Here is a 26,687-nt window from a genome sequence, read left to right as displayed (position 1 = left end):
TCGGGGCGAGCGGAGCTTCACCGAGCTGCCGTTCCGATAAACCGAACCATGTTTCGCGTAAGGGCTTGCGCCGCCGCGCAACTCGGTGATCGGTGACGCGGACGCAAATCGCGATATTCAACCGCCCGAACTTTTCGCCTTGCGTGGAACTCGCTTGGCGTGCGTCTGAACACTTGCTTTTGCCGCTGCCGGTTCCGTCGGGCGCGTGATCGGAAACGTCTCCCGCATATGTGCTGCCAGCATTGCACAGTAATCGGTCGCGAAACGAGGCAACGGACGCCGCTTGTCCCATGAGATGGTGAGCGGCTCCTGCAACACGCGGCGTCCGTGCGTGAGACCGACAATCCTTAATTCGTAGCGCCAGCACTGAAGCTGGGAGGGAACGATCGCGACGCCGTGCCCCGCCTCGGCGAGCGCCAGCAAGGTGTGCGGACTGCGACTCTCGAACATGATCTTCGGTTTCAGCCCCGCCATACGGCTTGCCGCATCGAAAGCACGGCGAAATCCGAACCCGCTGTCCAGCAGCAGCAACGGAAGTTCGGCGAGGTCAGCGATCTCGATTGTGCAACGGGGACCAAGCGGCATCGACGGATGACAAGCAGCCAGTAACTGCACGGATCCAAGCGGAAGGCTGCCGAAGTGCTGTTCGTTCAGTCTGACGGCGTGCAGCAAATTTTGGCCGAGATGAACTTCGCCGCGCTCGAGCATCGCCAATATCTCGCTGCCCGTCCCCTCCCTGATCCTGATCTCGACCCTGGGATATCGCTCCGCGTACCGGTGCAGAAATTCCGACAGCACGCTTTCGATGTGTTGCGGCGAGCCGGCGATCCTTAGGACCCCGGTATCTCCTTGGCGAAGCAGCTGAGCCTGCTCCTTCAAGGAATTGACGCTGTTGAGCAGCAGACGGCAGCCCGCAATCAACTGCTCGCCTTCGCCGGTCAATAGAAGCCGCCGCCCGACGCGATCGAAGAGCTGCAAGCCGAGCTCCCGTTCGAGACCGATGATTTGCCTGGACAGAGCGGGTTGGGCGACACGCAACCGCAAAGCGGCTTTTGAGACCGTGCCGAGCTCGGCCACCGTCAAGAATGTGAGGGCCTGTTGAAGGTTCATGCCCGCTTATACCATTCGAGCATAAGGTTTGAGAAAATATATGTATTGGACGTATTTCGAAGCCTCGTGGAGAGTCCTGCCAGACTGCGGCTTACGGCATCGGCACTGGCATCGGAGGAAGCTCACATGAATTCTGGAGGCAAGATGGCTCTGGTCATGTTGAGTTGTACCGCTATCGGCGCTCTTGGCACCGAAGCACTGCATGGCGAAGCCAGGCCGCCCGCCTATCTGATCGGCCAAATCGAGGTCACCGACCCCGATGGTTATGCCAGGGAATATCTCCCGAAGGCGAAGGAGATCATCAAGGCGCATGGCGGCAAGCTGATCGCGGCTGCCGGCGCGGCGGCAACCGGTTCGCAGGTCGTTGCCGTCGATGGAGATCCACCCAAGCGCGTCGTCATCTACATGTATCCGAGCATGGAGGCGCTTTGGGCCTGGCGACACGATCCGGCCTACGTGCAGGTTCGGGCGGTCGGCGAGAAATACGCGAGGTACCACACATTTGCGGTCGAGGGCTCCGTCGCCAATTAGCCCTCATCACGCCGTCGGTCGCTGCGACCTGCAACGTGCGCCACCTAATTCCGAAACACCAGGCAGCGCCCGCCGACTGCCTCCAACCGGGCGCACAGCTGATTAGCTCGCTCACGGGTCGTCTCGGCGACCCGGAGCAGATACCAGGTGGCCGAGCCTGGCCCGGCCATGCGCGATCTCAGAACGAGCGGTGCGCGATCGCCGAGCACGGATGCAAATCGTTTCTGAAGTTGCTGGTAGTCGGCGAGTACGCGCGATTGCGACGGGCCGCCGGCCAATTGAAGTCCCCAGGGCCCCCACGCAGCTTGCTGCGCGATTGTCGCGGACTCTCTTGGGCCCGCTGGAAGCGCCCGAACGAGCATGCCGCGCACGATGTCACCACAAGCCATGGCCGCATCGGTGTGGACCCGATCCTCAAGCGAGCCTTGCGCCCATTCCTCTGCGGACTTGCCGGTGATGATCCTGACATAGGCGCGCGTTTCGCCCGGCAGGCTTCCACGTCCCGCCAACCAATCCTGAACGCGCCGTGGACCACCATTATAGGCGGCCGCCGCAAGGCCGAGATTGCCGAACTGCGCGCGCAGCTCGCGGAGCCAGCGCGCGGATTCCTGCGAGGCAGGCAATGGCTCGAACGGGTCGGCCAGACCGCGCCACCGCGCAGTACCGGGCATGAACTGGGCGATCCCCTGGGCACCGGCCGAACTGACCGAGTTGGGATCGAAATTGCTTTCCTGCCAGATCAGCCGGACGAAGAAATCCGGCGGCAAGCCGTTCTCCAATGCAGCCTCCTCTAACGCCTTGCAGTACTGCTGCGGCCCATCGAGCTTTGGACGCAAAGCTGTCGGCGCCGGCGACGGAACGGATGACGATTGCTGATCGGACGCCGACCGATCGGCCTCAGCGTTGCGCACTCCGGCGTTGCTATCCGGACGAGACGTTTCTGTTTGCGATGTTTCTGTCTGCGCCGGCTCTGCGCGTTGCGCGCCGGGCGTGACCGCTGGATCGCCGAGAGGTTGGGCGCTTGCGACGGGGACGAACAGCAGCAGGCAAGCCGAGCCGATAGCCGCTGGCAAAATCGATCGATGAACCCGCCGCGGCCCGAAAATCGACTGCATAAAGCGATCATCAAATTGGATGCACTTGCGGAATCATATCATCGGCGCCGCCCGGGCGGCCAGAAAATTTGCTGCCTAGCGGTTGGACAGGCTTCCAACGATCGACGCGCGGCGGGACAGTTCGATCCAGTTGCCATCGGGATCGAGGATCATGGAGATCCGTGCGACCTCGCCGAGCGTCACCGGCGCAAGGCCTTCCCGCACGCCCTTGGCGCGCAACTCGTCATGCACGGCGTCGATGTCGGCGACCTGCAGCGTGATGTAGCGCCAGCCGCGCGCACCCCGAACCGGATCGATGGTTGCGGCGCGATCTTCCCTGAGCAGGATCAGACTGTCGCCGAGGCGAAACGCCGGACCATCAGACCATGTCTGCTCGGTGAAGTCGAGGATGTCGCCGTAGAACCTGCGATGCGCGGCAAGGTCGCGCACCGCCATCACGACGCCGATCTGGGCGATGCCGTCATGTCCGGGCGGGACGAGGCAAACGCTGTTGCCGTCGGGGTCGGCCATGCGTTGCGGTGCGTCGACGCCGGCGCGCGCAATGATCAGCTCGCGATAGCCGCTCGGCGCCACATCCGGCAGCGGCTCGACATGATGGTTGAGCTTGATGACCGAACCTTGCGCGTCGTGCCGGTACTGTTTCTGCCCGCGGCGGATCGGCTGCACATGATCGAAGCGAAGTCCGGCCTCCTGCTGCCAGAACCGCAGCATCGGTTCGAGATCGTTGAAGGAAAGGCCGACGTCGATCACGTTCTTTGCCAGTTGCATCTGCTGCCGCCTTCGGATGAAGTGCACCACGATGGATTAGCTATGCGAGGATCAAGTCACCAACGCAAGCACCACGATCACTGTCGCAGGTCGGCCGGCCTGCCGGTGCACCTGCCTGAAACAGTCAATCCAGTGAGGACCGATATGCAAGCAGGCCTCGTTCAAACCTTTCGCGCTTTTGCGTACAATAATGCCTGGGCCAATCACCGCCTGCTCACGGCCTGCGCCGGTCTCAGCCAGGCGGAGTTCGCCGCCGCGCGGACCGGGTTCTTCCCGAGCCTGCAGGCGACGCTGAACCACATTCATGTCATCGATCTCTTCTACATTGATGCGCTCGAGGGCGGCTGGCTCGGGCCGAAAGCGTGGGCCAACGAGGTGCCCTACCCGTCAGTCGCCGCACTGAAAGACGCCCAGCGCGCGATCGATCAGCAGCTGATCATGCACTGCGATGCGCTGACGGCTGAGCGGCTCGATGATGTGGTCAAGATCAATCGCGACACGAGCGTGCAGACCGAGCGGCGCGACCGCCTCTTGATGCATCTGTTCCAGCACCAGATCCATCATCGCGGCCAGGCCCATGCGATGCTCTCGGAGACCACGGTGAAGCCGCCGCAGCTCGACGAATTCTTCGCCGCCGGCGAAGCCCCGCTCCGGGCAGCCGATTTCAGGGATCTCGGCTGGAGCGAAGCCACCGTGTGGGGCGGCTGAAGGCGAGGTTCCGCCCGCCATCGGCGATGCGGTTCCTGATCCGGAACGAGGTCTTGAAACCCGGCGCCTCCACGCTCACCTCTGGTAAAACGTGGGGAACTCTATCAATGCCATTCGCCAATCACCGGGGCCAGCGTATCCATTACACCGTCGAGGGATCCGGGCCGCTGATCGTGCTTCAGCACGGTCTCTTGCTCGACGCCGCGAGCTGGAAGCAATGCGGCGTGGTCGACGCGCTTGCCGATCGCTTTCGTGTCGTCTGCGTCGATTCGCTCGGACATGGCCTGAGCGACAAGCCCGCCGATCCGGCGCTTTATAACCAGGCGCAGCGCGCCGGCGACATCGTCGCCGTGATCGACGATCTCGGCGACGAGCGCGCCCATGTGGTGGGACACTCGATGGGCGGCTGGGTCGCGGTCGGCGTCGCCCGATTTTTCCCGGCACGGCTGGCGTCGCTGGCAATCGGCGGCTGGGACTTTCTCACCGGACTGCCGCGCGGTAATGCCGGCCCGCTGACCTACAGCGCCTTCATCACCTTTGCCCGCCGCACCGTGCCGGAGCTCGCCGAATGGGTGACGCCGGATATCGAAGGCGGAGTGCGTGCCTGCTTCAATGCGCTCGGCCAGGTCGATGGCGCAAAGGACGCGGTGCTGTCCTCGCGCGTGCCGGTGCTGCTGTGGAACGGACAGGACGACGGACCGCATGCGCCGATGCGGCGCTTCGCCGCGGAAAACGGCCTCGCTGCGATGTCGGTGCCCGGCGATCACCTCGGCGCGCTATTTCAGCACGGCGCCGCGATCGGCCGGGGTATCGGCTCGTTCGTCGGTCGCGGTTAGAGCGCTTAGGCAGAACAGCGCCCCCCGACTTCGCTGTGCTCCCTCTCCCGTTCTTCACGGGGAGAGGGTTGGGGTGAGGGGCTGTCTCCGTGTAAACGGTGATAGCTGTGTTCGCGGAGACTCCCCCTCACCCGGAACGCATCTAGCGATGCGTCATAGCTGAAGCTCTGCTTCAGCGTTCTTGGGAACGGCCGCCAACGGCGGCCTATGCCTCTCCCCGCACGCGGGGCGAGGTGAAGCGTCCCGCGCTACGCCGGCTCCGGCAACCCTGAGAGCAGCTTGTCGAGCGTGATCGGATAGTCGCGCACGCGAACGCCGGTCGCGTTGTGGACCGCATTGGCGACCGCGGCGGCGACGCCGCAGATGCCGAGCTCGGCGACGCCCTTGGCCTTCATCGGCGATGAGATCGGATCGGTCTCGTCGAGGAAGATCATCTCCTGATGCGGGATGTCGGCATGGACCGGCACCTCATAGGCAGCAAGGTCGTGATTGATGAACAGGCCGTGCCGCTTGTCGACCACGAGATCCTCCATCAGCGCCGCCCCGACACCCATGGTCATCGCGCCGATCACCTGGCTGCGCGCCGCCTTCGGGTTGAGGATGCGGCCCGCCGCGCAGACCGCAAGCATCCGCCGCACCCGGATCTCCGCCGTGTCGGCATCGACGCCGACCTCGACGAAATGCGCGCCGAAGGTCGACTGCTGGTAGGTTTTCGCGAGATCGCCGTATTCGATGGCATCCTCCGCCATGAGGTCGCCGCCGCCGGCGGCCTGCGCCAGCGGCACGCTGCGATTGCCGGAGCGGACCACGCCGTCGGCAAACACCGCCTCCGCGGAATTGAAGCCGAGCTTCTGCGCAATGGCCTCGCGCAGCTTGGTACAGGCGGCATAGACGCCGGCGGTCGAATTGTTGCCGCCCCACTGCCCGCCCGAGCCGCAGGACACCGGAAAGTCGGAATCGCCGAGCCGCACCGCGACCTTCTCGAGCGGCACGCCCATCATCTCGGCCGCAGTCTGCGCGATGATGGTGTACGAACCGGTGCCGATGTCGGTCATGTCGGTCTCGACGGTCACGATGCCGTTCTGGTCCAGACGAACGCGGGCCGCCGATTTGGTCACGAGATTGTTCCGGAACGCCGCGGCGACGCCCATCCCGACCAGCCAGCGTCCGTCGCGGACCTCGCCCGGCTTCGAGTTGCGCTTGTCCCAGCCGAACCGCGCCGCGCCATCGCTCAGGCACTGCACCAATTGCCGCTGCGAGAAGTGCCGCTCCGGATGCTCGGGGTCGACCTGGGTGTCGTTGCTGATGCGCAGCACGACCGGGTCGATGCCGAGCTTGTCGGCGAGCTCGTCGATCGCGATCTCGAGCGCCATCATGCCGGAGGCTTCTCCGGGCGCGCGCATCGCATTGCCCTCCGGCAGATCGAGCGCTGCAAGCCGCGTCGCCGTCATCCGGCTGGCGCCGGCATAAAGCAGCCGCGTCTGGCTCACCGCCATCTCGGGTTCGCCGTCCTTGACGTTGCCGGACCAGCTTTCGTGGCCGATCGCGGTGATCTTGCCGTCGCGCTCGGCGCCGATGCGGATGCGCTGGATCGTCGCCGGACGGTGCGTCGTGTTGTTGAACATCAGCGGACGTTGCAGCGCGACCTTGACCGGACGGCCGGCCGCGCGGGCGCCGAGCGCGGCGAGCAGCACCTCGGCGCGCAGGAACAGCTTGCCGCCGAAGCCGCCGCCGATATAGGGCGACACCAGACGGACATTCTCCTTGGCGATGCCGAGCGTCTTCGCCATATCCTCAGCGCCCCAGGCGATCATCTGGTTCGAGGTCCAGACCGTGAGCTTGTCGCCGTCCCAGGCCGCGATCGAAGCATGCGGCTCCATCATCGCGTGGCCCTGATCGGGCGTGGTGTAGGTGGCATCGAGTTGTACGGGCGCACCAGCGAAGGCGGCGGCGAAATCGCCGACGGCGGTATCGGCCGGGCCGCCGAATGACGGGTGCGGCGTGACGCCCTTGTCCCGCTCCGCGGCGAGATCGAACTTGCCGTCGCCCTTGACGTAGTCGATCCGGACCAGCTGCGCCGCGGCCCGCGCCTGCTCGAAGGTCCCGGCGACGACGACGGCGACGGCTTGGTGATAATGCGCGATCTCGGGCCCGCCGAGCAGCGGCGCCGCATTGCGCTCGCCCTTGCCGAGCTTGCCGGCGTTGTCCGCTGTGACGATGGCGAGCACGCCCGGTGCAGCCTTCGCCGCCTCGAGATCGATCGAACCGATCCGCCCCTTGCCGATCGCCGAACCGACCACGTAGCCATAGGCCTGGTTGGCCGCGACGTCGTGCCGCTCATAGGCGTAAGGCGCGGTGCCGGTGGTCTTCAGCGGCCCGTCGATCCGGCTGGTCGGGTGGCCGATCACCTTGAGCTGGTCGATCGGATTGAAGGTGGCGGGATGTTCAAAACGCATGATGTCAGGCCCTCTTCTTAAGCCTTGGATCTTAAGCTCTGGCCTCGCGCAGCACCGCCGCCAGCGTTCGCTCGGCGAGCGGCAGCTTGTACGCATTGTCCTTGGTCGGCTTCGCATCGGCGAACAGGCGCGCGGTGACGGCCTTGGCGCCAGCAGGCAATTCCGCCTCCGCCGCCTCGACGCGCCACGGCTTGTGCGCCACGCCGCCGAGCGCGACGCGGCCGGTGCCGTCGCGCTGCACGATCGCGGCAACCGAGACCAGCGCAAAGGCATAAGAGGCGCGGTCGCGCACCTTGCGATAGGCCTGCGCGCCGCCGACCGGTTTCGGCAGCACCACCGCGGTGATCAGCTCGCCCGGCACCAGGCTGGTTTCGATCTCGGGGCTGTCGCCGGGCAGACGATGCAGCTCGGCGATCGGGATGCTGCGCGTGGTGCCGTCGGGCCGCACCGTCTCGACGACGGCGTCGAGCGCGCGCATCGCCACCGCCATGTCGCTCGGATGGGTCGCGATGCAGGCGTCGCTCACACCGACCACCGCATGCTGGCGGCTGAAGCCGCCGATCGCGGCGCAGCCGCTGCCGGGCTTGCGCTTGTTGCAGGGCAGATTGGTGTCGTAAAAATAGGGACAGCGCGTCCGCTGCAGCAGATTGCCCGCGGTCGTCGCCTTGTTGCGCAGCTGGCCGGAGGCGCCGGCGAGCAGCGCGCGCGACAGCACGCCATAGTCCCGCCGCACGCGTATATCGGCGGCGAGATCGGTGTTGCGCACCAGCGCGCCGATCCGCAAGCCGCCGTCCGCGGTCTCCTCGATGCGGTCGAGCGCCAGGTCGTTGACGTCGATCAGATGCGCCGGCGTCTCGATCTCGAGCTTCATCAGGTCGAGCAGATTGGTGCCGCCGGCGATGAACTTGGCGTTCGCGGTGCCGGCGGCGGCTGCGGCCGCCGCGCCCGGCGAGGCGGCGCGCTCATAGCTGAATGATCTCATGCGCTCCTCCCGGCGACCTCGCTGATCGCCTCGGCGATGTTGGAATAGGCGCCGCAGCGGCAGATGTTGCCGCTCATGCGCTCGCGGAGCTCGGCATTGGTCAGTCGCAGCGGCGCATTCAGATCCGCCGTGACATGGCTCGGGATGCCGGCCTTGACCTCGGCAAGCACTGCGACCGCCGAGCAGATCTGGCCCGGCGTGCAATAGCCGCATTGATAGCCATCATGCTCGACGAATGCCGCCTGCAGCGGATGCAACCCGTCCGGCGTGCCGAGCCCCTCGATCGTCGTGATCTCGTCGCCCTGATGCATCACGGCGAGCGTCAGGCAGGAATTGATCCGCCGGCCGTCGACGATCACCGTGCAGGCGCCGCATTGGCCGTGGTCGCAGCCCTTCTTGGTGCCGGTCAGATGCAGGTGCTCGCGCAGGGCATCGAGCAGCGTGGTCCTGGTGTCGAGCTCGAGCTGGTGGGTTTCGCCGTTCACGTCAAAGGATACTCTCGTCATCACGGGCGCTCCGGTCGGGGCAGATTGGGCGGCCGCAGGCGGCGGCGCGATCGACGACGCCGCAAGCGAGGCGGCTCCAACAATCAACAGATGGCGCCGCGATAGTTCCAAACGTCCGGAGATCTGCATGCCGCTGCTCTCCTCAAGTCAGCCGAGCGCGGAACCACGACAACAACGTGTCGAGGTCTGCTCGGCCTGTCAGCAAAGGGGGAATGCTGCGAACAGCGGAATGTTTCTCGCGGGGAAGTTAAACTCGTCGCGAGCGCCACAGCCGCTCCAGGGAGGCAGCGGCGCCATCAGGCGCGGGCGGCCTCCGCGGCAGTATCGCCGTGCGCGGCCGGCCTACGACCAATGTCCCCTGCCCGGAATCGCAAGATTCCGGTTATCTGCATTGCGCCGTTCTCATGCTCGCCCACGGGGAAAAGCGGCCCGGAACACGCTGGAGCTCTTGGGGCTTGCACCGGATCATGTAGGATGGCGGCACGACCTCCACCGGCGACGATGCCGGCCGACCCTGGGACCGCTCGATGACCGCGCATGTCATAGTGACCGACGAAGCCGCCACGCGCGTGATCCGGCTGCGCAGGCCCGAAAAGAAGAACGCGATAACCCAGGAGATGTTTCGCGCGATCAGCGACGCGATCGACAAGGCGCAGAACAATCCGAAGATCCGCTGCCTGATCATCACCGGCGGCTCCGGCGTGTTCACTGCGGGCAACGACATCGAGGACCTGCTCGCGCAGGGCACCTCGACCAGTGAGACGCCGCCGGCCTCCGACCTCGTCAAGTTCCTGTATTCGCTGGCCCACAATGTGAAGCCGATCATCGCCGCCGTCGACGGCGTCGCGATGGGCATCGGCACCACCATGCTGTTTCACTGCGACTATGTGCTCGCCAGCAAGACCGCGCTGTTCTCGACGCCGTTCTCCAATTTCGGCCTAGTGCCGGAAGGCGCCTCGAGCCTGTTGATGCCGCGCATGATGGGCCACCAGCGTGCCTTCGCGATGCTGGTGATGGGCCGCACCATGTCGGCCGACGACGCCCGCGTCGCCGGCTTCGTCAATACCGTGGTGGCGCCGGGGCATGCCGAGGTGGAGGCGCACAAGGTGGCGCGCGAGATCTGCGCGCTGCCGGCCGAGGCGGTGGCGATCTCGCGGCGCCTGATCCGGCTGCCGCCAGAGGACGTCACCCGCCGCATCGAGCAGGAGAACCATCTGTTCAGCGAACGGATGCGCTCCGAGGAAGCAGTCGAGGCGTTCAAGGCATTCATGGCTCGCCCGAAGGATTGAAACGAAGCGTCGCAATATTGTAGTGGCGCGGCGCCATGATCCCGTGCTCCATGGACAGGTCATGAGACAGCCCCGCCTTTCCCCTCTCGCCGCGCTCTGCGCGTTCGGACTGGCCGCAGCAAACCCCTGCCCGGCGCAGGCCGCGGAGCCGGTGAGCCTGCGCATTCTCGCGATCAACGATTTCCACGGCTATCTGCGGCCGCCGCCGGGCGGCATCCGCATCACCGACCCCGCTGACGCGACCAGGAAGATCATGGAGGCCGCCGGCGGCGCCGAGCGGATGGCCACCGTCGTCAAGCAGCTGCGCGAGGGCCACAAGAACAACATCTTCGTTGCGGCCGGAGACCTGATCGGCGCAAGCCCGTTCCTGTCGGCGATGTTTCACGACGAGCCGACCATCGAGTCGCTCTCGCTGATGGGGCTTGCGATCTCCTCGGTCGGCAATCACGAATTCGACGAGGGCAAGGACGAGCTGCTGCGGATGCAGAATGGCGGCTGCCATCCGATCGACAAATGCCAGGGGCAGCACCCGTTCACGGGAGCCAAATTCCGCTATCTCGCCGCCTCCACGATCGAGAAGGCGACCGGCAAGCCGGTGTTTCCGCCCTACGAGATCAAGCAATTCGACGGCATTGCAGTGGCCTTCATCGGGCTGACGCTGAAGAACACCCCGAACCTGGTGTCGCCGGCCGGCGTCGCGAGCCTCGACTTTCGCGACGAGGCCGAGACCGTCAATGCGCTGATCCCCGAGCTGAAGGCGAAGGGCGTCGAGGCGATCGTGGTGCTGATCCACGAAGGCGGCTTTCCGACCGGCGACTATAATGAATGTCCAGGGATCTCCGGGCCGATCGTCGACATCGTCAAGAAGTTCGATCGCGCGGTCGACGTCGTGGTCTCCGGCCACACCCACCAGGCCTATGTCTGCGAGATCGACGGACGGCTCGTCACCTCCGGCGACAAATACGGCACCCTGGTCACCGCGATCGATCTTCAGCTCGATCCGAACAGTCATGACGTGATCAGCGCCAGGGCCGCCAACACCATCGTGCGGATCGCCGGCACCGCCAAGGATCCCGAGCAGAGCGCGCTGCTGGAATCCTACGACCGGCTGGCCGCGCCGATCGCGAGCCGCGCGGCAGGCTCGGTCACCGAAACGCTGTCGCGTACACCTGCCGAAACTGGCGAGAGCCCGCTCGGCGACATCGTCGCCGATGCACAGCTGCTTGCAACCAGCGCCGAGCCGAATGGCGGCGCGCTGATCGCCTTCACCAATCCCGGCGGCGTGCGCACCGACATCGTCAAGCGCGAGGACGGCGCGGTGACCTATGCCGATATCTTCGCAAGCCAGCCGTTCCGCAACCAGCTCGTGACGATGACGCTGACCGGCAAGCAGCTCAAGGACGCACTGGAGCAGCAATGGGCCGATCCGAAGCGGCCGCGCGCCCTCCAGGTCTCGAAGGGGTTCTCCTATGCGTGGGATGCGAGCAAGCCCGATGGCGCGCGCATCATCGCCGCACGGATGTCGCTGGACGGCAAGCCGATCGACCCGGCCGCGAGCTACCGCATCACAGTGAACAATTATCTCGCCGAGGGCGGCGACGGCTTCACGGTGTTCAAGCAAGGAACCGCGCAGCAGTTCGGCATCTACGACGTCGATGCGCTCTATGCCTACTTCAAGGCCAACAGCCCGGTGGGCCCGACGGCAGACAAGCGGATCGAGCGGATCAATTGAGCCGCAAACTCGTCTTCGTCATGGCCGGGCTAAACACTTGTCCCGGCCATCCACGTCTCTTTAGCGTTAGCGCCTTCGGACCAAAGACGTGGATGCCCGGCACAAGGCCGGGCATGACGAGTTTGGGGATCAGGCCGGCGGACTCTCAGAGACCTTGGCAAGATGTCGAAGAACGAGCACCGGAACTGCGAGATCAAACGCGGCCCTTTCCGGAACGCCGCTAACGGCCTAGATTAGGGCCTGCTCTTGCATGATCTTGGTCGGAAAACCGCTGCGCACTTTTCCGGATCATGCGTCCTCGCACGCGCATCGATTGCGCCGGGAATCTGCATGACACTGCTTCTGACGCATTCCGCCTGTCTCGACCACCTGACCCCTCCCGGACATCCCGAACGCCCCGACCGGCTGCGGGCGGTCGCCGAGGTGCTCGGCGAGGATCGCTTCAAGGCGCTGGTGCGCGATTCCGCGCCGGAAGGCGACCTCGACACCGTGCTGCTCTGTCACGGCGAGCACTATGTCGGCGAACTCCGCCACATCGCGCCGACCTCCGGCATGATCTATATCGACGGCGACACCTCGATGTCGCCGGGCACCTGGGAAGCGGTGATGCGCGGCGTCGGCGGCGCGGTGGCCGCCGCCGATGCGGTGATGGAGGGCAAGCATCAAAACGCGTTCGTCGCGGTGCGCCCGCCCGGGCACCACGCCGAGAAATCGACGCCGATGGGCTTCTGCTTCTTCGACAATGCCGCGATCGCCGCCCGCCACGCGCAGCGCAAATACGGCATCAAGCGCGCCGCAATCATCGATTTCGACGTCCATCACGGCAACGGCACGCAGGATATCTTCTGGGCCGACCCGACCGTGATGTATTGCTCGACGCACCAGATGCCGCTGTTCCCAGGCACTGGGGCCACCGGCGAGCGTGGCGAGCACGACACTGTCGTCAACGCGCCGCTGGCGCCCGGCGACGGCGGCGCCAAGTTCCGCTCCGCTTTCGAGAACCTGATCCTGCCGCAGCTGGAGAAGTTCTCCCCCGAACTTATCGTCATTTCGGCGGGCTTCGACGCGCATCACCGCGATCCCTTGGCCTCGATCAACCTGACGGGCGAGGATTTCGGCTGGGTCACGCGCAAGCTGATGGATCTCGCCGACAAGAGCGCCGGCGGCCGCGTCGTCTCCGTTCTGGAAGGCGGCTACGACCTGCAGGGCCTGAAAGAGTCGGTGGCATCTCACGTCACCGCATTGATGGACGGGTAAATCCCCGCCACAATACGCCCGCAAAAATTCGATTGATTCTGCGCCGGGGCGAGCATGGCCTGCGACAGGTCATGTTTGGACGACAAGATCAGGTTGCGATCTGATCCACGCAATCGGGAACGCAAGAATGGCCGAGAACACCCAAGCCGACGTGAAGAAGCTCTCCTTTGAACGCGCGATCGAGGAACTCGAATCGATCGTCAAGCGGCTCGAGGACGGCAAGGTCCCGCTTGAGGAATCGGTCGCGATCTATGAGCGCGGCGAGGCACTGAAGCGGCGCTGCGAGGAATTGCTGCGCCAGGCCGAAGCCCGCGTCGACAAGATCACCACCGACGCCTCGGGCCAGCCGACCGGCACCGAGCCGCTCGACGTGCAGTAGCGGCGCCGCCGCCTACCTCGATCGTGCGGCGCGATGTCCGCCACGGCGGGCAATTGTTGCTGTGCATTTCCAGCCACCCGTAAACCCCCGGGGCTACCCGCGGGGGTCGGGTACGGCTGCGAATCAGGCCGAGCCGCCCCGGCCGGCTGCCGCCAAATTAGGCGAATTGGAACCCGGCTCCCGCCCGGCTATTGAAAAGACTAGGGTTTTCAGCGCACCGCATAGGAACCCTGCGCCCCCTATCGGGTTGGCTTTGGCTGCGGCTTTGGTGTAATGCTTCCAGTTCTATGGGCATTTGAGAGTGGCGGGCAGCCCGACTTTTCGGGCGGCATGCATCTCAAATGGTTCGACAAAACTGAACCGGGACGGGTGAAGAGCGACCAAGGTGATGCATATCACGTGGTCCAATCCGGAGTGAATCTAGGCTTACAACCAGGCACCGGCCTGCCGGGGCGGCACCCAGTGTCTGGCATTCGCTGCGCGGTGTGCGCGCCATCCCATCTCGCGTCGGGCGGTTCGTTCCGACAGGCAAAAATTGGAAATTCGCTGTGACCACATTTAGTAAGACGCCGCTTCTTGACACTATTCACACGCCGGATGACCTGCGCAAGCTGAAGGTCGAGCAGGTGCAGCAGGTTGCCGACGAGCTGCGCCAGGAAACCATCGACGCGGTGTCGGTGACCGGCGGCCATTTCGGCGCCGGCCTCGGCGTGGTCGAACTGACCACCGCCATCCACTACATCTTCGACACCCCACGCGACCGCCTGATCTGGGACGTCGGCCACCAGGCCTACCCGCACAAGATCCTGACCGGACGCCGCGACCGCATCCGCACGCTGCGCACCGGCGGCGGCCTCTCCGGCTTCACCAAGCGCACCGAAAGCGACTACGATCCGTTCGGCGCCGCGCACTCCTCGACCTCGATCTCGGCCGGCCTCGGCATGGCCGTGGCGCGCGATCTCTCCGGCGGCAAGAACAACGTTATCGCCGTGATCGGTGACGGCGCGATGTCGGCGGGCATGGCCTATGAGGCGATGAACAACGCCGGCGCGATGAACTCGCGCCTGATCGTGATCCTCAACGACAACGACATGTCGATCGCGCCGCCCGTCGGCGCGATGAGCGCCTATCTGTCGCGCCTCTACTCCGGCAAGACCTACCGCTCGCTGCGCGAGGCCGCCAAGCAGATCAACAAGCGCCTGCCGAAGATCCTCGCCAACCGCGCCAACCGCGTCGAGGAATATTCCCGCGGCTTCATGATGGACGGCGGCACGCTGTTCGAGGAACTCGGCTTCTACTATGTCGGCCCGATCGACGGTCACAATCTCGACCATCTGCTGCCGGTGCTGAAGAACGTCCGCGACATGGAGACCGGCCCGATCCTGGTTCACGTCGTGACCCAGAAGGGCAAGGGCTACGGCCCGGCCGAAGCCTCCGCCGACAAGTACCACGCCGTGGTCAAGTTCGACGTCGCGACCGGCACCCAGGCCAAGGCCAAGCCGAATGCGCCGGCCTACCAGAACGTGTTCGGCCAGAGCCTCGTCAAGGAAGCCGAGAAGGACGACAAGATCGTCGCCATCACCGCGGCGATGCCGTCAGGCACCGGCGTCGATATTTTCAACAAGGCGTTCCCGGACCGCACCTTCGACGTCGGCATTGCCGAACAGCACGCGGTGACCTTCGCTGCCGGCCTCGCCACCGAAGGCTACAAGCCGTTCTGCGCGATCTACTCGACCTTCCTGCAGCGCGGCTATGACCAGGTGGTCCATGACGTCGCGATCCAGAGCCTTCCGGTTCGCTTCGCGATCGACCGCGCCGGCCTGGTCGGCGCCGACGGCGCGACGCACGCGGGTTCGTTCGACAATGCGTATCTCGGCTGTCTGCCGAACATGGTGATCATGGCCGCCGCGGACGAGGCGGAACTTGTCCACATGGTGGCGACGCAGGTTGCGATCAACGATCGTCCGAGCGCGCTGCGCTATCCGCGCGGCGAAGGCCGCGGCATCGAGATGCCGGAAGTCGGCGTTGCCCTCGAGGTCGGCAAGGGCCGCATCATCCGTGAGGGCAAGAAGGTCGCGCTGCTGTCGTTCGGCACCCGTCTCGCCGAGTGCGAGAAGGCGGCCGACGAGCTCGCCGCGCACGGCCTTTCCGCCACGATCGCCGACGCGCGCTTCATGAAGCCGCTCGACGAAGAGATGATCATGAAGCTCGCCCGCGACCATGAGATCCTGATCACGATCGAGGAAGGCTCGATCGGCGGCTTCGGCTCGCATGTCATGCAGTTCCTGTCGGACAACGCCATGCTCGACAGCGGCATGCTCAAGTTCCGCTCGATGATCCTGCCCGACGTGTTCCTCGACCACGACACGCCGGCGGCGATGTATGCTCGCGCCGGTCTCGACGCCAAGAGCATCGTTGCCAAGGTGTTCGAAACCCTCGGCAAGGACTACAAGGCCGAGACCGTCAAGCTCGCCTGATCGTGACGGGCGGCGCTCACTGGAGCATTTTCGGTTCTGATTGAATCAGAACCGAAGCTCCAGGTTCTCGCTCGAAAACGCACCAGCCCCGGCAAGTCCATGAAGATCTATCTGGCAGGTCCTGACGTGTTCCTGCCGGATGCCGTGGAGATCGGCCGCCGCAAGGCGGAGGTTTGCGCCTATCACGGGCTGACCGGGCTGTATCCGCTCGACAACAGCATCGATCCCACCGCCGCCGGCGTCTCGCTCACCATCTTCAAGAGCAACGAGGCGATGATGGAGTCTGCCGACGCCATCATCGCCAACTTGACGCCGTTTCGCGGCCCCAGTGCCGACGCAGGCACGGTTTACGAACTCGCCTACATGGCGGGACGCGGCAAACTGTGCCTCGCCTATTCCAACGATCCCACGTCCTACGCCAATCGCGTGGCGCGGCTCAGCCAGGTCGTGCCGGCATCCGACGGACGCCTGATCGACGCGGAGGGGCTGACGGTGGAAGAGTTTGGATTGCCGGACAATCTGATGATGATGCACGCGCTCGACCTGCACGGCAGCCCGCTGGTGACCCCGCGCGAGCCGTCGGCCGACCTATGGCACGACCTCACCTCCTTCGAGGCCTGCGTGCGGCTCGCTGCCGCGCAGCGCCGGCAGGCGGCGAAGTGACCAGAGCGGGCGACAACGACGCATCTTCCGGCAAGCGCATCGACGTGCTGCTGGTGGAACGCGGCCTGTTCGAAAGCCGGGCCCGGGCGCGCGCCGCCATCGACGCCGGCCGCGTCACCGCCGACGGTAAGCAGATCGCGAAGGCGTCCGAGATCGTCGCACCGGGCGCGGCACTCTCGGCCGAGCCGGCGCATCCCTATGTCTCGCGCGGCGGCGTCAAGCTCGCCGGCGCGCTCGAGCACTATCCGATCGACGTCGAGGGCCATGTCTGCCTCGATGTCGGCGCCTCGACCGGCGGCTTCACCGAAGTGCTGCTTGCCAACGGCGCAAGCCTCGTGTTCGCCATCGATGTCGGCCACGGCCAGCTGCATCCCTCGCTGCAGGGGCATCCGAAGATCGTCTCCATGGAGGCGACCGACATCAGGAGTTTCGAGGGCAAGCGCCTGCCGGCGCGGCCCGACATCGTGGTGATCGACGTCAGCTTCATTTCGCTGAAGCTGGTGCTGCCGGTGGCGCTGTCGCTGGCGGCCGCCCCGATGCATCTTTTGGCACTGATCAAGCCGCAGTTCGAGGCGGCGCGCAAACACTCCAAGCGCGGCATCATCCGCAACGCGATGGTGCACCAGGAGATCTGCGACGACATCGCCGCCTTTGCCGCCTCGCAGGGCTGCACCGACATCCAGGTGTTCCCGTCCTCGATCCCGGGCGGCGACGGCAATATCGAATTCTTCCTCGGCGCGCGCCGTGGCTGAGCTTCTCACCATCGACCATGTCGGCCACCGCGGCGACGGCGTCGCGATCGAGGGATCGCAATCGATCTTTGTGCCCTATGCGCTGGCCGGCGAAACGGTCGAGGTCGACGACGTCCCGGGCAACCATCCCGATCGGCGGCGGCTGCTGCGGGTCGCGCAGGAAAGCCCCGAGCGCATCGCGCCGTTCTGTCCGCATTTCGGCGTGTGCGGCGGCTGCGCGATCCAGCACTGGAACGATGCGCCCTACCATGCCTGGAAGCGCAACATCGTGGTCGAGACGCTGGCGCAGGCGAAGATTGCGGCGGACGTCACAGCCCTGATCGATGCCCATGGCGCGGGCCGTCGCCGCATCACGCTGCACGGGCGCATGGGCCCCCATGAGGTCCTCAAGGTCGGCTACGCCGCGGCAGGTTCACACGACATCATCCCGGTCGATCGCTGCCCGATCCTCGATCCTGCGCTCGACGGTGCGCTTGAGGCGGCCTGGGCCACCGCCGAGCCGCTGACCGCGATCGGCAAGCCGCTCGACATCCAGGTCACCGCAACCGTCAACGGCCTCGACATCGACGTGCGCGGCTCCGGCGCGCTGCCGACCAGCCTGATCACCACTCTGTCGCGCGTCGCGCAGAAGCACCGGCTGGCGCGGCTAACACGCCACGGCGAGCTGGTGCTGCAGCGCGGCTCCCCCGAGATCGCGATCGGAAAGGCGAAGGTCGTGCTGCCGCCCGGCTCATTCCTGCAGGCGACCGTCAAGGGCGAGGAGATGCTGGCCGCGCTGGTTCGCGAGCATTGCGGACGCGCCAAGCATATCGCCGACCTGTTTTGCGGCGTCGGTCCGTTCGCGCTGCGCCTCGCGGAGAAGGCGCGGATCGCGGCATTCGACAGCGACACGGGTGCGATCACCGCGCTGCAGAAGGCCGCGCAATCGACGCCGGGGCTGAAGCCGCTCAAGGCCGAGGCGCGCGACCTGTTCCGCCGCCCCTTGATGCCGCAGGAGTTGCGCGACTACGACGCCGTCGTGTTCGATCCGCCGCGGCAGGGCGCGCAGGCGCAGGTCACCCAGCTGGCGGCGAGCAAGGTGCCGGTGATCGTCGCTGTGTCCTGCAACGCCGCGACGTTTGCGCGCGACGCGAAAATCCTGATCGACGGCGGCTACAAGATCGCAGCCGTCACACCGGTCGATCAGTTCCGCCACACGGCGCATGTCGAGCTGGTGGCGCGGTTCGCGCGCTGACAGGACGGAGCGGCTATCGCTGAGCGCGGGCAGTCTCGCTATAGTCTGCGCTCCATGTCCGACGATCCGCTGCTCGCACGCATCATCCCCGTTATCGCCGCCGTATCGGGCGTCGCCGCCATCGTACTCGGCGGCTCGCGGGCGCGCGGCACGGCGCATGAAGCCTCCGACACCGATATCGGCCTCTACTATCGGGATGGCGCCGCGCCGGATATCGATCGGCTGCGCGAAGCTGTAACGGGTCTGGTCGACGATCCTGCTGCTGCGCATGTCACGCCGGTCGGCGAATGGGGATCGTGGATCGTCGGCGGCGCCTGGCTCACGATCGGCGGCCGCAAGGTCGACCTGCTCTACCGCAGCATCGATCAGGTCTCCGCTGTCATCGATGCTTGCCGGAACGGCGAGATCGGCATGCACTACCAGCCAGGCCATCCGCACGGCTTCTGCTCGGCGATCTGGATGGGCGAGGTCGCGCTGTGCCGTGCGCTGCACGATCCCGACGGCCTCGTCGCGGCGCTGAAGGCAAGGACCGCGCCCTACCCGCCGGCCCTGCGCGATGCGCTGATCCGGCGCTTTCAATGGGAAATCCTGTTCAGCATCGAGAATGCCGAGCTTGCTCTGCCGCGCGGCGACAGCACGCATATCGCGGGCTGCGCCTATCGCGCGCTAACCTGCATCGCACAGGTGCTGTTTGCGCTGCACGGGCAATATCTGATCAACGAAAAAGGCGCGCTGGCGCAGGCCGCGAATTTTCCGGTGACGGTTCGCGGCCTCGCTGGCCGCGCCGCGGAGGTCTGGCGGCAGATCGGCGCGACCGAGCATGCCGCCGCGTTGCAAACGTTGCGTTTACTGGAAAACGAGCTTGAGAAGCTGTTGCTCAATACCTAGCCGTATTGCAAAATGCGCTACGCGACTATAGATTATTCGCGATGGAGTAGTCTCCGATGCCCCGGACCGTCCGACACAAAGATCACCCGCTTTCGATGCGGCTGCCCGACGCCGACATCGCCATCATCGACAGGGCGGCAACGCTGCGCGGCCGCTCGCGAACGGATTTCGTCCGCGAGGCGGCCGTGCGCGCCGCCGAGGATGTCTTGATGGAAACGGTCCCGATCCGCATGAGCTCCGCAGGTTTCAAGGCCTTCATGACGGCGATGGCCGGACCTGCCAAACCCGTATCGGAGATGCAGGAGCTGCTTCGGCGTGCCGCACCGTGGGAGAAGTCCGGTTCGAAGAAGAGGAGCTGAGGCTTGGCCATTTCGGGGCCCGAGCCACTGACGTCGGCGCACGATGTAGCGTCATTCTCTTGTGGCAAGTCGTCGCTCGACCGCTGGCTGAAGACGCGGGCGCTCTCAAATCAGGAGAAAGGCTTCACCGCGGTTCTGGTCGTCCACGAAGGCAATCGCGTGGTTGGCTACTACGGCCTCGCGCCGACCGCGATTGTACCGACGAGCCTGCCGCGTTCGATCCGAACCGGTCAACCGCCCGATCCCGTACCCTGCCTGCTGTTGGGGCAACTTGCGACGGACCTGAACTGGATTGGCAGGGGAGTCGGCACCGGCCTGCTCAAACACGCGCTGCAACGCTGCGTTACCGCCGCTGGATTGATTGGCGGCCGAGCATTGATCGTGAATGCCGTGGATGCTGAGGCGGCGACTTTTTGGCAACGACGTGGATTCATACCGTCCAAAGATGATCCGCTGATCCTGTTCCGATCGATCGCAGATATCGCGGCCTCGTTGTAACCGCCGCTACCGCCCCCAGCGGTCCTGCCAGATTTTCTCGCCGATCAGGCAATTGACCCGCGGCTCCTTCTCGGCGGTCCGCATGATCGGGCGCTCGGGGGTGCGGCCGGCGACTTCGAGCAGCAGCTTGGTGCGGATCGCCTCCTTGAACTTCTCACGATCCTTGATCGTCACCACGAAGGAGCCCGGTCCGCCGATCACGCAGTCCTCGTAGTAATAGTCGAGATTCTCGATATCCATCGTCGAGTAGGACGGTTCCTTCACCATGATCGGCAGACCGTTGATGACGATGCCCTTGTCGAGCGCCGCGTCGCGCGCGGGCGTGATCGGCGTGCCGTTGTTGTTGGGCCCGTCGCCGGAAATATCGATCACGCGGCGCAGGCCGCGATGCGGATTCTCGTCGAACATCGGGATCGCGAAATAGATCGCGCCGGAGATCGAGGTCCGCGAGGCGCGGCGCACCGGTGTCTTCATGATCTCGGCGGCGACCGCATCGGCGGATTCAGGGCCGTCGATCACCCGCCAGGGGATGATGATCTTCTGATCGTTGGAGGCGGCCCATTCGAAATAGGTGATCGAGATCTTGCCGTTCGGACCGGCCTTCAGCGCCTGCAGGAAATCCTTGGAGACGATCGCCTGCGCATAGCCCTCGCGCTGGATCGCGAGCTCGTCCATGTCCATCGAATAGGAAACGTCGACAGCGATGATCAACTCGATGTCGACGCTCGGTGTGGATTCCTTTTCAGCCAGGCGATGGCCGGGCTGGGTTCCCGGGCCGGGCGCGGCAACACCGGCCACATCGCCGCTGGCCAACATGCCCGCGACAAGCACCGCTCCGATCGAGACATACCAGCGCATTGCGGCCCTCCCGTCGTATGAGTGTCATCGTGACACGCAATTCAGGCGGCGAAAAGCGCAGATATCAGCTGTCCTTCACATTCAGGTTAGACGTCCACGTTCAAGTCAGACTTGGCTTGCCTCGAATGCGGCAACGCGCGCCGTGCCGTTGCCGCAATGACGCCGTGCAAATCGAACGGTTCCAAGGCGCGCCTGAAGACGGTATTCTTACGGACAATCGCGAGGGAGTGCGATGCCGGATACCGTCGTCAAGCCGAAAACCAGGACGAAGACCAAGGTCGAGCGGCCACGCCTGCACAAGGTGATCCTGGTCAACGACGACTACACGCCGCGCGAATTCGTCGTCACCGTGCTGAAGGGTGAATTCCGCATGACCGACGACCAAGCCTACAAGGTGATGCTGACTGCGCACCAGCGCGGCGTCTGCGTCGTCGCTGTCTTCACCAGAGACGTCGCCGAGACCAAGGCGACGCGGGCCACTGACGCCGGCCGCGCCAAGGGCTATCCGCTGCTGTTCACCACCGAGCCCGAGGAATAGCGCGCCAGCGCCAGATTGCCACAGGCCTTGCCGCCAATTTTAGCGATCGCGGCGACCGGTGCTTTAGGGATCGCATGGCATGAACGCGGCATGTCCGTGGCGCTGCGCCAACAACTGTCCTTGCGGACGACCCGCCCGGAGACCTCGTTCGGGCCATTTCGTCCGTTGCCCGCCCTGCCCTGGCTCATCATGGCGGCGGCGCTGCGGATCGTCGGCTACGGCAATCTCGGCCTGATCGTGCCCGCGCTGGCGCTGGCCAACGCTTGCGTGCTGCTCGCCTTCTTCGCGACGGCACGGGACTCGATCCAGGCTTCCGGAGGCCGATCATCGCTCGGCGAATTGACGCTGGCCGAGCAGATCAGACTGTCGCTGTCGATCCTGTGGCGGATCGTGCTCGTGATGAGCGTGGCGTCACTCGGCACCGCCGCGATCGGCTTCTCGTCGTTTGCACCGTATCTGTTGTCGGGCCTCGACGGCATGGCCTTCGATCAGGTCACCCTTCTCGGCCGGTTCTGGAGTGCGGCGATCGCGGCGCTGGTGCTGCTGATCATCGTCAATGCGGAAGGCAATGGCGGTCGCGTCGCACTGTTTGCCGCCGTCAAGGACCTTGGCCGGCACGCGCTCTGGCTTGGCGCGGCGGTGCTCGTGCTGGGCGCGATCAACGTTGCGCTGGGCTACGGGCAGGCGCTTGTGCGCACCGCGATCTGGCACTTCTGGCACATCTCGATGGTGGGCCAGCCGCTCAAGAACCTGATCTACGTCGTCTTCATCTTCGGCTTCGCGATGCTGCGGCTGTGGATCACGCTGTCGATCCTGACCTTCGGCCTGAAGCAGTCTTACGCCCGCGGCGGCTAAGGCGCGATGAGATTAGGTTGAATCGTCATCGCGCCTTAGCTCTTTGTTTGAGCATGATCTTTTCGGAAAACCGCTTCGCACTTTTCCGGATCATGCTTTAGCTCGCAGCAGCGACCGGCGCCTCATCGAATAAGCCATAGACCCGTTCGGCCTTGGCAAATCCCGCGATCGGAAACTCGCCGAGATCGCTCCAGCCGCCGTCGCTGATGCCGGCGAAGCGCTCGGAGGCCACCACGGTGCGGCCGAGACGGCCGGCGATCTTCTCCAGCCGCGCGGCGAGATTGACCGCCGGACCGATGCAGGTGAAGTCGAGCCGGTTGCCGCCGCCGATATTGCCGTAGAGCACGCGCCCGAGATGCAGCGCGAGGCCGAAGCGGAAGCGTTCGACGGCATCGCCATTGGCGAATTGCAGCGCCTCGACGCCGGCGCGGGACGCGCGCGCAGCTTCCAGCACCCGTGAGCAGACCTGCACCTCGTCGCCGAGATATTCGTCGACCGGGAACACCGCGAGCAGGCCGTCGCCCATGAATTTGAGCACTTCGCCGCCATGGTCGCGGATCGCGGTGACCTGACAATCGAAGTAGAGGTTGAGGATCTCCACCACAGTCTGGGCCGGCAAGCGGTCCGAAAGCGCGGTGAAGCCGCGCAAGTCCGACAGCCAGATCGCGGCATCCATTGTATCGGCATGGCCGCGCCGGATCTGGCCGCCCATGATGCGCTCGCCGGCACGGTTGCCGACATAGGTGTCGAGCAAGAGCGAGGCGGTGCGGCGCAGGGTGATGATCTCGATATAGCGCGCCAATGGCACGGTGATCGACCGGATCGCATCGAGCTGCTCCTCGGTGAAGCCACCCGGCTGCCTGGTGGTCCAGCTCGAGGCATTGACGAAGCCGTCGGTATAGACCAGCGGCACGGCGATGTAGTCGGTGACGCCTTCGGCCTGCAGGTCCACGACGATCGGAAACCGGGCGCTTGCGGGATCGTCGAGCCGCGCGCGTACTTCAACACCCTGCCTGAACACGGTCGACAGTGGGCTGACGGCAAATTCCGGGGAGTCCAGGATGTTGTGATCGACGGTGCCGGTTTCGACCTCGGCGCCGGGCTTCCAGAAGAAATGGCGGCCATAGATCTCCGGATGCAGCGTGCGCACGAAGACGCCGATGCGCCACAGCGGCAGGCCGGCCCGCACCAGGCGCTCGCAGCATTCCGCCATCATCTGCGGCGGGGTCGGCGCCGACCGCGCGCCGCCGATCATCCATTCGATGATGTCCCGAAGCTCCGACGCGTTCATGGCATTCCCCCAGGGCGGTCTGGTGACCGCCACTATATAAGGGATCAGCGCCCGGTCTGCCCGCGGTCGCGCAGAAAATGATCGGCCAGCACGCAGGCCATCATGGCCTCGCCGACCGGCACCGCCCGGATGCCGACGCAGGGGTCGTGGCGGCCCTTGGTCAGGATGTCGGTATCCGCGCCCTTGCGGTCCACGGTCCGGCGCGTGGGTCAGGATCGAGGAGGTCGGCTTGACCGCAAAGCGCACCACCACCGGCTGCCCGGTCGAGATGCCGCCGAGGACGCCGCCGGCATGGTTGGACAGGAAACGCGTTCCGTTGTTGCCGGTCCGCATCTCGTCGGCGTTCTCCTCGCCCGACAATTCGGCGGCGCCGAAGCCGGCGCCGATCTCGACGCCCTTGACCGCGTTGATGCTCATCATCGCCGCCGCCAGGTCGCTGTCGAGCTTGGCGTAGATCGGCGCGCCGAGCCCGGCCGGCACGCCCTCGGCGACGACCTCGATGACGGCGCCGATCGAGGAGCCGCTCTTCCTGATGCCGTCGAGATAGCTTTCGAAGAACGCCGCCTTGTCCTTGTCGGGACAGAAGAACGGATTGTTCGCGATCTCGTCCCAGTCCCACTTCTCGCGGTCGATCTTGTGCGGCCCCATCTGCACCAGCGCGCCGCGCACCTTCACCTCGGGCAGCACCTTGCGCGCGATCGCACCGGCAGCGACGCGGGTCGCGGTCTCGCGCGCGGAGGAGCGTCCGCCGCCGCGATAGTCGCGCAGGCCGTATTTCGCTTCATAGGTGAAGTCGGCGTGGCCGGGGCGGAACTTGTCCTTGATCTCGGAATAATCCTTCGAGCGCTGGTCGGTGTTCTCGATCAGCAGCGCGATCGGCGTGCCGGTCGTCACCTGCGCGCCGGTTTCCGGATGCGCCATCACGCCGGACAGGATCTTGACCGCATCCGGCTCCTGGCGCTGGGTGGTGAAGCGCGACTGGCCCGGGCGGCGGCGGTCGAGGTCGTGCTGGATCTCCTCCACGGTCAGGGGGATCAGCGGCGGGCAGCCGTCGACGACGCAGCCGATCGCGACCCCATGGCTCTCGCCGAAGGTCGTGACGCGGAACATATGGCCGAAAGTATTGAAGGACATGGCGTGTCGTAACGCGCAGAGGCAGCGGGGTCAAACAGCCAGGCTGTCATTCCGGGGCGATGCGGAGCATCGAACCCGGAATCTCGAGATTCCCCGGGGCTCAATTGCGCCCCTGAGGTTCGCTTCGCGCCCCCGGAATGACAGTGCGAGTTAACTATGCTTCCGCAGGCCCGCCGCGCCGAACACATAAACCGCCCCCTGCTCGATATAGAGCTCGGCGGCCGAGGCCGGCGTCTCGAAGCCGAGCGCCACCATCAGCGCCCGCGCCGTACCGCCATGGGCAACCGCGACTGTGTCTGCCGTCACCGAGCGATACCAGTCGGTCATCCGCACCTGGACGTCGACATAGCTCTCGCCGCCCTCCGGCGACACCGTCCACTTCTCGGCCAGGCGGCGGGCATACAGCACGGGGTCCGCAGCCTGCGCCTGCGCCAGCGTCGAGCCTTCCCACGTCCCGTAGCCGATCTCGCGCAACCGCGCGTCGAGGGCGTAGTCGCCCGGCGGCAGGCCAAGCTCGGCACGCACCAGCTCCATGGTCGCCCGCGCCCGGATCAGCGGGCTTGCGACGAACGGCAGCGTCGTCTTGTCACGGCCGTCGCGCGCGAGGAGATCGCCGAGGATGCGCCCGGCATGCGCCGCCTGGGCGCGGCCGCGCTCGTTGAGGGCGATGTCCTGCACGCCCTGGAGCCGGCCTTCGGCGTTCCACGCGGTCTCGCCGTGGCGGATGTAATAGATCGTCGGTACCGGCATTCCCGTAACGGCTGGTCCCTGCTGCGCGAGAGGTCGGCCGCCTCAAGGCTTCCACGCTTCGAATTTTTTCGGCTCGGAGGTACACCAGCACTTCGGCCGGCGACAAGCCCAAATCGGCCGCAGCTTGGGCGGTATGCGCGCAGATCGGCGCAGACGGAATAGCCACGCCGCCAGGGTGTTATGTTGAACAAGGCGACTATCGCCGAGACCATCGAAGACTGGGATGCATGACCGCGTTTCGTCAAAGTGTCGAAGCCATGATACCGGCGCTGCGTCGCTATGCGCGCGCGCTGGCGCGTGACACGGATATCGCCGACGATCTGGTGCAGGACACGCTGGTGCGGGCGCTGCGCTCGGAGCGGCTGTTTCTCGGCGGCGACGTCAGGAGCTGGCTCTACACGATCCTGACCAATCTGAACAAGAACCGCCGGCGTTCGCTGGCGCGGCGGCCGGCCTTCGTGCCGCTGCTCGACAACAACGCCGACGCCAGCGGCACCGAGGCCGAGGGACGCGACATCGAGCGCGCACTGTCGACGCTGGTCGAGGAACAACGCTCGGTGCTGCTGCTCGTCATGCTGGAGGGCATGAGCTACCGCGAGGTCGCCGATATCCAGGGCGTGCCGATCGGCACGGTGATGTCCCGCCTCGCCCGCGCCCGCGCCCATGTCCGGGCCTCGATCGAGGGCCAGCGCCCGGCGCTCCGGCGGGTGAAATGATAATG

At 65.5% G+C, this 26,687-nt stretch carries 26 protein-coding genes and 1 pseudogene; 17 read left to right on the top strand and 10 right to left on the bottom strand.

Annotation, left to right across the window (positions count from 1 at the left end; all coding sequences use genetic code 11):
• Positions 1-117 precede the first annotated feature (117 nt).
• Complete coding sequence (locus ACVIHF_RS05520; protein ID WP_253603098.1) at positions 118-1,110, bottom strand: LysR family transcriptional regulator; 993 nt, start codon at positions 1,108-1,110, stop codon at positions 118-120.
• Positions 1,111-1,254: 144 nt separating this feature from the next.
• Between ACVIHF_RS05520 and ACVIHF_RS05515 the strand changes: the two genes are divergently transcribed.
• On the top strand, positions 1,255-1,641 hold the full coding sequence (locus ACVIHF_RS05515) for a DUF1330 domain-containing protein (RefSeq protein ID WP_225161630.1): 387 nt from the start codon (positions 1,255-1,257) through the stop codon (positions 1,639-1,641).
• Between the two features lie 44 nt (positions 1,642-1,685).
• Here the strand turns inward: ACVIHF_RS05515 and ACVIHF_RS05510 are convergent, their stop codons facing one another.
• Positions 1,686-2,756 carry a lytic transglycosylase domain-containing protein gene (locus ACVIHF_RS05510; protein WP_253603100.1) on the bottom strand — a complete coding sequence of 357 codons (1,071 nt, stop codon included), beginning with the start codon at positions 2,754-2,756 and terminating at the stop codon, positions 1,686-1,688.
• Positions 2,757-2,831: 75 nt separating this feature from the next.
• Positions 2,832-3,467 carry a VOC family protein gene (locus ACVIHF_RS05505; protein WP_456791852.1) on the bottom strand — a complete coding sequence of 212 codons (636 nt, stop codon included), beginning with the start codon at positions 3,465-3,467 and terminating at the stop codon, positions 2,832-2,834.
• A 201-nt stretch (positions 3,468-3,668) separates the two neighbouring features.
• On the opposite strand from ACVIHF_RS05505, the gene ACVIHF_RS05500 reads away from it, so the two are divergent.
• Entirely contained in the window at positions 3,669-4,232 is a 564-nt protein-coding gene (locus ACVIHF_RS05500) for a DinB family protein (RefSeq protein WP_253603104.1), read from the top strand.
• 107 nt (positions 4,233-4,339) lie between these two features.
• A complete protein-coding gene (locus ACVIHF_RS05495; RefSeq protein ID WP_253603106.1) occupies positions 4,340-5,068 on the top strand; it encodes an alpha/beta fold hydrolase in 729 nt (242 codons plus the stop codon).
• A gap of 248 nt (positions 5,069-5,316) precedes the next feature.
• Here the strand turns inward: ACVIHF_RS05495 and paoC are convergent, their stop codons facing one another.
• Genes paoC through paoA form a run of 3 tightly spaced genes read right to left on the bottom strand, consistent with a single transcriptional unit; the run spans position 5,317 to position 9,141 of the window.
• Positions 5,317-7,524: an aldehyde oxidoreductase molybdenum-binding subunit PaoC gene (paoC, locus tag ACVIHF_RS05490; RefSeq protein WP_456791851.1), complete on the bottom strand. Its 2,208-nt coding sequence runs from the start codon at positions 7,522-7,524 to the stop codon at positions 5,317-5,319.
• Between the two features lie 31 nt (positions 7,525-7,555).
• On the bottom strand, positions 7,556-8,506 hold the full coding sequence (locus ACVIHF_RS05485; protein ID WP_253603109.1) for an FAD binding domain-containing protein: 951 nt from the start codon (positions 8,504-8,506) through the stop codon (positions 7,556-7,558).
• Positions 8,503-9,141, bottom strand: a complete 639-nt coding sequence (gene paoA, locus ACVIHF_RS05480) for an aldehyde dehydrogenase iron-sulfur subunit PaoA (protein WP_229191168.1) — start codon at positions 9,139-9,141, stop codon at positions 8,503-8,505. The genes ACVIHF_RS05485 and paoA overlap by 4 nt, the downstream gene beginning before the upstream one ends.
• A gap of 398 nt (positions 9,142-9,539) precedes the next feature.
• Here paoA and ACVIHF_RS05475 point away from each other — a divergent pair, with 398 nt between their 5' ends.
• The 11 genes from ACVIHF_RS05475 (at position 9,540) to ACVIHF_RS05425 (ending at position 20,540) form a co-directional block, all read left to right on the top strand.
• Positions 9,540-10,301, top strand: coding sequence for a crotonase/enoyl-CoA hydratase family protein (locus tag ACVIHF_RS05475; RefSeq protein ID WP_092083615.1), 762 nt, complete (start codon positions 9,540-9,542; stop codon positions 10,299-10,301).
• Between the two features lie 61 nt (positions 10,302-10,362).
• On the top strand, positions 10,363-12,033 hold the full coding sequence (locus tag ACVIHF_RS05470) for a bifunctional metallophosphatase/5'-nucleotidase (RefSeq protein ID WP_253603111.1): 1,671 nt from the start codon (positions 10,363-10,365) through the stop codon (positions 12,031-12,033).
• A gap of 330 nt (positions 12,034-12,363) precedes the next feature.
• Complete coding sequence (locus ACVIHF_RS05465) at positions 12,364-13,290, top strand: histone deacetylase family protein (protein WP_253603113.1); 927 nt, start codon at positions 12,364-12,366, stop codon at positions 13,288-13,290.
• A gap of 127 nt (positions 13,291-13,417) precedes the next feature.
• Positions 13,418-13,669, top strand: coding sequence for an exodeoxyribonuclease VII small subunit (locus ACVIHF_RS05460; protein ID WP_028334494.1), 252 nt, complete (start codon positions 13,418-13,420; stop codon positions 13,667-13,669).
• A 548-nt stretch (positions 13,670-14,217) separates the two neighbouring features.
• Entirely contained in the window at positions 14,218-16,146 is a 1,929-nt protein-coding gene (dxs, locus tag ACVIHF_RS05455) for a 1-deoxy-D-xylulose-5-phosphate synthase (RefSeq protein ID WP_050387827.1), read from the top strand.
• Between the two features lie 99 nt (positions 16,147-16,245).
• A complete protein-coding gene (locus ACVIHF_RS05450; protein ID WP_456791850.1) occupies positions 16,246-16,809 on the top strand; it encodes a nucleoside 2-deoxyribosyltransferase in 564 nt (187 codons plus the stop codon).
• The gene (locus ACVIHF_RS05445) at positions 16,806-17,561 is read left to right on the top strand and encodes a TlyA family RNA methyltransferase (protein WP_253603115.1); all 756 of its coding nucleotides are present in this window, start codon (positions 16,806-16,808) and stop codon (positions 17,559-17,561) included. Before ACVIHF_RS05450 ends, ACVIHF_RS05445 begins: the two co-directional genes overlap by 4 nt.
• Positions 17,554-18,795, top strand: coding sequence for a class I SAM-dependent RNA methyltransferase (locus ACVIHF_RS05440; protein ID WP_253603117.1), 1,242 nt, complete (start codon positions 17,554-17,556; stop codon positions 18,793-18,795). Before ACVIHF_RS05445 ends, ACVIHF_RS05440 begins: the two co-directional genes overlap by 8 nt.
• Positions 18,796-18,849: 54 nt before the next feature.
• Positions 18,850-19,683, top strand: coding sequence for a nucleotidyltransferase domain-containing protein (locus ACVIHF_RS05435; protein ID WP_456791849.1), 834 nt, complete (start codon positions 18,850-18,852; stop codon positions 19,681-19,683).
• 95 nt (positions 19,684-19,778) lie between these two features.
• On the top strand, positions 19,779-20,042 hold the full coding sequence (locus ACVIHF_RS05430) for a type II toxin -antitoxin system TacA 1-like antitoxin (RefSeq protein WP_253603121.1): 264 nt from the start codon (positions 19,779-19,781) through the stop codon (positions 20,040-20,042).
• A 3-nt stretch (positions 20,043-20,045) separates the two neighbouring features.
• Complete coding sequence (locus tag ACVIHF_RS05425; RefSeq protein ID WP_225645581.1) at positions 20,046-20,540, top strand: GNAT family N-acetyltransferase; 495 nt, start codon at positions 20,046-20,048, stop codon at positions 20,538-20,540.
• A gap of 6 nt (positions 20,541-20,546) precedes the next feature.
• On the opposite strand, the gene ACVIHF_RS05420 is transcribed toward ACVIHF_RS05425, so the two are convergent.
• Positions 20,547-21,398: a DUF1194 domain-containing protein gene (locus ACVIHF_RS05420; RefSeq protein ID WP_028339506.1), complete on the bottom strand. Its 852-nt coding sequence runs from the start codon at positions 21,396-21,398 to the stop codon at positions 20,547-20,549.
• A gap of 232 nt (positions 21,399-21,630) precedes the next feature.
• Between ACVIHF_RS05420 and clpS the strand changes: the two genes are divergently transcribed.
• Complete coding sequence (gene clpS, locus ACVIHF_RS05415; protein WP_021076758.1) at positions 21,631-21,936, top strand: ATP-dependent Clp protease adapter ClpS; 306 nt, start codon at positions 21,631-21,633, stop codon at positions 21,934-21,936.
• Between the two features lie 90 nt (positions 21,937-22,026).
• The gene (locus ACVIHF_RS05410; protein ID WP_253603123.1) at positions 22,027-22,791 is read left to right on the top strand and encodes a hypothetical protein; all 765 of its coding nucleotides are present in this window, start codon (positions 22,027-22,029) and stop codon (positions 22,789-22,791) included.
• 97 nt (positions 22,792-22,888) lie between these two features.
• Here ACVIHF_RS05410 and ACVIHF_RS05405 read toward each other — a convergent pair whose 3' ends face one another.
• From ACVIHF_RS05405 to ACVIHF_RS05395, 3 genes and pseudogenes are all read right to left on the bottom strand, one after another.
• Positions 22,889-24,082, bottom strand: a complete 1,194-nt coding sequence (locus ACVIHF_RS05405; RefSeq protein ID WP_253603125.1) for an adenylate/guanylate cyclase domain-containing protein — start codon at positions 24,080-24,082, stop codon at positions 22,889-22,891.
• A gap of 44 nt (positions 24,083-24,126) precedes the next feature.
• Positions 24,127-25,216: pseudogene (aroC, locus tag ACVIHF_RS05400) on the bottom strand (chorismate synthase).
• 150 nt (positions 25,217-25,366) lie between these two features.
• Positions 25,367-25,966 (bottom strand): histidine phosphatase family protein, encoded by a 600-nt coding sequence (locus tag ACVIHF_RS05395; RefSeq protein WP_253603129.1) that lies wholly within the window; start codon positions 25,964-25,966, stop codon positions 25,367-25,369.
• A 227-nt stretch (positions 25,967-26,193) separates the two neighbouring features.
• Between ACVIHF_RS05395 and ACVIHF_RS05390 the strand changes: the two genes are divergently transcribed.
• A complete protein-coding gene (locus ACVIHF_RS05390; protein WP_016844579.1) occupies positions 26,194-26,682 on the top strand; it encodes a sigma-70 family RNA polymerase sigma factor in 489 nt (162 codons plus the stop codon).
• Positions 26,683-26,687 lie beyond the last annotated feature (5 nt).

This window comes from Bradyrhizobium sp. USDA 4506 (assembly GCF_054058795.1).
Note: the sequence above shows the minus strand (reverse complement) of the source record. Positions and strands in the feature narration are given on the sequence as shown.

What these genes read in the sequence shown, in the direction of transcription:
- ACVIHF_RS05520 (WP_253603098.1), bottom strand. Translation starts at nt 1,110, where the DNA reads ATGAACCTTCAACAGGCCCTCACATTCTTGACGGTGGCCGAGCTCGGC.
- ACVIHF_RS05515 (WP_225161630.1), top strand. Translation starts at nt 1,255, where the DNA reads ATGGCTCTGGTCATGTTGAGTTGTACCGCTATCGGCGCTCTTGGCACC.
- ACVIHF_RS05510 (WP_253603100.1), bottom strand. Translation starts at nt 2,756, where the DNA reads ATGCAGTCGATTTTCGGGCCGCGGCGGGTTCATCGATCGATTTTGCCA.
- ACVIHF_RS05505 (WP_456791852.1), bottom strand. Translation starts at nt 3,467, where the DNA reads ATGCTGCGGTTCTGGCAGCAGGAGGCCGGACTTCGCTTCGATCATGTG.
- ACVIHF_RS05500 (WP_253603104.1), top strand. Translation starts at nt 3,669, where the DNA reads ATGCAAGCAGGCCTCGTTCAAACCTTTCGCGCTTTTGCGTACAATAAT.
- ACVIHF_RS05495 (WP_253603106.1), top strand. Translation starts at nt 4,340, where the DNA reads ATGCCATTCGCCAATCACCGGGGCCAGCGTATCCATTACACCGTCGAG.
- paoC (WP_456791851.1), bottom strand. Translation starts at nt 7,524, where the DNA reads ATGCGTTTTGAACATCCCGCCACCTTCAATCCGATCGACCAGCTCAAG.
- ACVIHF_RS05485 (WP_253603109.1), bottom strand. Translation starts at nt 8,506, where the DNA reads ATGAGATCATTCAGCTATGAGCGCGCCGCCTCGCCGGGCGCGGCGGCC.
- paoA (WP_229191168.1), bottom strand. Translation starts at nt 9,141, where the DNA reads ATGCAGATCTCCGGACGTTTGGAACTATCGCGGCGCCATCTGTTGATT.
- ACVIHF_RS05475 (WP_092083615.1), top strand. Translation starts at nt 9,540, where the DNA reads ATGACCGCGCATGTCATAGTGACCGACGAAGCCGCCACGCGCGTGATC.
- ACVIHF_RS05470 (WP_253603111.1), top strand. Translation starts at nt 10,363, where the DNA reads ATGAGACAGCCCCGCCTTTCCCCTCTCGCCGCGCTCTGCGCGTTCGGA.
- ACVIHF_RS05465 (WP_253603113.1), top strand. Translation starts at nt 12,364, where the DNA reads ATGACACTGCTTCTGACGCATTCCGCCTGTCTCGACCACCTGACCCCT.
- ACVIHF_RS05460 (WP_028334494.1), top strand. Translation starts at nt 13,418, where the DNA reads ATGGCCGAGAACACCCAAGCCGACGTGAAGAAGCTCTCCTTTGAACGC.
- ACVIHF_RS05450 (WP_456791850.1), top strand. Translation starts at nt 16,246, where the DNA reads ATGAAGATCTATCTGGCAGGTCCTGACGTGTTCCTGCCGGATGCCGTG.
- ACVIHF_RS05435 (WP_456791849.1), top strand. Translation starts at nt 18,850, where the DNA reads ATGTCCGACGATCCGCTGCTCGCACGCATCATCCCCGTTATCGCCGCC.
- ACVIHF_RS05430 (WP_253603121.1), top strand. Translation starts at nt 19,779, where the DNA reads ATGCGGCTGCCCGACGCCGACATCGCCATCATCGACAGGGCGGCAACG.
- ACVIHF_RS05420 (WP_028339506.1), bottom strand. Translation starts at nt 21,398, where the DNA reads ATGCGCTGGTATGTCTCGATCGGAGCGGTGCTTGTCGCGGGCATGTTG.
- clpS (WP_021076758.1), top strand. Translation starts at nt 21,631, where the DNA reads ATGCCGGATACCGTCGTCAAGCCGAAAACCAGGACGAAGACCAAGGTC.
- ACVIHF_RS05410 (WP_253603123.1), top strand. Translation starts at nt 22,027, where the DNA reads ATGTCCGTGGCGCTGCGCCAACAACTGTCCTTGCGGACGACCCGCCCG.
- ACVIHF_RS05405 (WP_253603125.1), bottom strand. Translation starts at nt 24,082, where the DNA reads ATGAACGCGTCGGAGCTTCGGGACATCATCGAATGGATGATCGGCGGC.
- ACVIHF_RS05395 (WP_253603129.1), bottom strand. Translation starts at nt 25,966, where the DNA reads ATGCCGGTACCGACGATCTATTACATCCGCCACGGCGAGACCGCGTGG.
- ACVIHF_RS05390 (WP_016844579.1), top strand. Translation starts at nt 26,194, where the DNA reads ATGACCGCGTTTCGTCAAAGTGTCGAAGCCATGATACCGGCGCTGCGT.